Consider the following 2,738-nt stretch of genomic DNA (forward strand, 5'->3'; position numbering starts at 1 on the left):
TAGCCGTTGCGGGCGAAGTTGCGGGCCAGGTTGGCACCCATCACGGCCAGTCCGGTCACACCGATTTGTGCGGTCATTGAATCTCCATTGTTCGTGCTCGGCCCCGGCACGCTCCGGGGCACGGCCTGCGAAGGCCGACGTCGTCCCTCCCCAGCCTAGCGCGAGTGGGACAGGCCCTGTCGTGCCGCCAACCGCCGGCGGGACCTCACCGGGTGCCCCAGGCGCCGTGCCTTAAACGCCAAGGGCCCCGTTGCCGGGGCCCTGCTGCGGTGGGTCCTACCGGGATCGAACCGATGACATCCACGGTGTAAACGTGGCGCTCTACCAGCTGAGCTAAAGACCCATCGCAATGTTTTCGGCGGGACCGCGGAGCGTTATCCGCCGCAACATCACGAGGATTCAGTCTATCCGATAGCGGGGCCGATTTCCTAACCCGCCGGCCCCGCCGCCGCGAACCTGGACGGCAGCTCCCGGGCCAGTGTCCCCAGCGTCTCGGAGACCCCGGCCTCGATCTTGACCGCCGCCAGTTCGTCTCCGCGCGTGCTGCCGCGGTTGATGATCACCACGGGCATGGAGGACTTGGCGGCGTGCCGGACGAACCGCAGCCCGCTCATGACGGTCAGCGAGGTTCCCGCGACCAGCAGGGCGTCGGCCCGGTCCACCAAGGCGTAGGCGGCCGCCACTCGGTCCTTGGGCACGTTCTCGCCGAAGTACACGAAGTGCGGCTTGAGCATCCCGCCGCATATCTGGCAGTCCGCCACCACGAAGCTGTCCGTGGCACCGACGTCGGCGTCGGCATCCGGGGCCACATCCCCGGCGTCGGACGGGCCGGCAGCGAAGCCGGGGTTCAGCGCCTCAAGCCGCTCCGCGAGGGCGGAGCGGCTGACGATGCTGCGGCAGCCGAGGCAGATGACCTCGTCGAAGCGTCCATGCAGATCGATGACGTGCCGGCTGCCGGCCTCCGAATGCAGCCGGTCCACGTTCTGGGTGATCAGGCCCGTCAGCAGGCCTGCGTGTTCCATGCGGGCAACGGCGAAGTGCCCGGCGTTGGGTTCGGCCCGGTGCATGTGCCGCCAGCCCGCGTGGTTGCGGGCCCAGTAGCGGCGGCGCTGGGCCGGGTCCGAGACGAACTGCTGGTAGGTCATGGGCGTGCGCGGCACCGAGGTGGGTCCGCGGTAGTCCGGAATGCCGGAATCCGTGCTCAGGCCCGCACCGGTCAGCACCGCCAGCCGGGCGCCGCCCAGCAGTGCCAGCGCCCGGTCAAGCAGCTCCGGCGCTTCCGCCTGCTGCTGATGGTCGGGCTGGCTGTGCGGCATGGGGACGCCGGTTCCTGGCTTAGAGTTCCTTGAGGACGCGGTGGTACTCCTGGATGTCCCGGGCCTGGGCGCGGGGGCTTTCGATGACATGGCGCAGGATGCCCTCGGCATCAATGATGAACGTGCCGCGGCCGGCCATCCCGGAGGTTTCGTTGAACACCCCGTAGGCCTTGGCCACGCCGCCGTGCGGCCAGAAATCCGCCAGCAGGTCGAACTCGTAGCCTTCGTGCTCGGCGAAGGCACGCAGCGCGAACTTATGGTCCACCGACACGGCCAGCACACGCGCGTTCTCGTCGCGGAAGACGCCCAGGTCATCGCGCAGGGCGCAGAGTTCGCCGGTGCAGATGCCGGAGAAGGCGAAGGGATAGAACACCACGACGACGTTGCCGCCCCGCAGGTCCGACAGCCGGATGGTTTCGCCGAACTGGTTGGACAGCTCGAAGTCGGGCGCGGGTTGGCCAATCGCAGGAAGCGTCATGGGTTACTTGTTCCTTTTGCTAACGAGTCGGGTGGCCGCCCAGTCATCGGAGACTCCGGCCGAGGAAGTTGCGTGCAGCCCGGCGGTGGGGGCCGCTTCCTGAATTTCGTTCGGCGGGACGTAGCCGTCGCGGCCGGGCTTGGGGGTCAGGACCCAGACCATTCCGCCCTCGTCGAGGGTGGTCAGCGCATCGACCAGGGCGTCCACCAGGTCCCCGTCGCCCTCGCGCCACCACAGGATCACGGCGTCGACCACGTCGTGGTCGTCTTCGGTGAGCAGCTCGGAGCCGACAAGATCTTCGATGTCGTCGCGCAGATCGAAATCCACGTCGTCGTCGTAGCCGAACTCCTGGATCAGGTCTCCCTCTTTGAAACCCAACTTGCCCGCCACATTATCTACCGCGGCGGCCTCGGCCTCGCTCACTGTGCTCCTCCTGTATGGAACGGTCTTTAGTGCAATTTATACGGTGCCCGTGTCGTGGACAACATTTGTCTTACAAGCCAACACCCTAAATCCGTCCGCTTCAAGATCAGTCCCGCCGTACTACCGGGCCGCGTCATGCAGATACATTCCGGCCCTGCTAACGGATAGAGTGGCAGCAGGAATGTCCGCATGCGCCAGGACCCGGCTGCGGCGGACCCCTGCAAGCGACGGCCCGGCATCCGGGAGCGGACGCACCCGGCGGCTATTCCCGCCGGGACGGTTGACCATATAACGCGCAGACACAATCTGCACCTAGGAGAGGTTGGACGTGAGCGCAGGAGAAGACACCTCGCACATCCTCAGCGGGCTGACAAGCCAGCTGCCGGACCGCGATCCTGACGAAACTGCCGAATGGATCGAGTCCTTTGACGATCTGGTGGAAACCCGGGGGACCGGGCGGGCCCAGTTCATTGTCCGTTCGCTCCTGCAGCGGGCCGGCGCGAAGAGCGTCGGGGTGCCGA

At 66.9% G+C, this 2,738-nt stretch carries 5 protein-coding genes and 1 tRNA gene; 1 reads left to right on the forward strand and 5 read right to left on the reverse strand.

Features of this window, described 5'->3' with window-relative positions:
* The 5 genes from ACFQ36_RS22045 to ACFQ36_RS22065 all read right to left on the reverse strand — a co-directional run.
* The coding region (locus ACFQ36_RS22045) for an NAD(P)-binding domain-containing protein (protein ID WP_377014693.1) at positions 1-77 on the reverse strand (77 nt) is incomplete at its 3' end.
* 193 nt (positions 78-270) lie between these two features.
* Positions 271-343: transfer RNA gene (locus tag ACFQ36_RS22050), tRNA-Val, on the reverse strand.
* Positions 344-428: 85 nt separating this feature from the next.
* The gene (locus ACFQ36_RS22055; protein ID WP_377017602.1) at positions 429-1,316 is read right to left on the reverse strand and encodes an NAD-dependent protein deacetylase; all 888 of its coding nucleotides are present in this window, start codon (positions 1,314-1,316) and stop codon (positions 429-431) included.
* A gap of 19 nt (positions 1,317-1,335) precedes the next feature.
* On the reverse strand, positions 1,336-1,794 hold the full coding sequence (locus tag ACFQ36_RS22060) for a peroxiredoxin (protein WP_377017604.1): 459 nt from the start codon (positions 1,792-1,794) through the stop codon (positions 1,336-1,338).
* 3 nt (positions 1,795-1,797) lie between these two features.
* Entirely contained in the window at positions 1,798-2,217 is a 420-nt protein-coding gene (locus tag ACFQ36_RS22065; protein WP_377017606.1) for a DUF3052 domain-containing protein, read from the reverse strand.
* A 328-nt stretch (positions 2,218-2,545) separates the two neighbouring features.
* On the opposite strand from ACFQ36_RS22065, the gene ACFQ36_RS22070 reads away from it, so the two are divergent.
* Positions 2,546-2,738, forward strand: a 193-nt coding sequence (locus ACFQ36_RS22070) for a hypothetical protein (RefSeq protein WP_377017609.1), incomplete at its 3' end; no start/stop codon positions are given.

Source organism: Arthrobacter sp. GCM10027362 (assembly GCF_042679445.1).
In the GTDB taxonomy this organism is placed as follows: domain Bacteria; phylum Actinomycetota; class Actinomycetes; order Actinomycetales; family Micrococcaceae; genus Crystallibacter.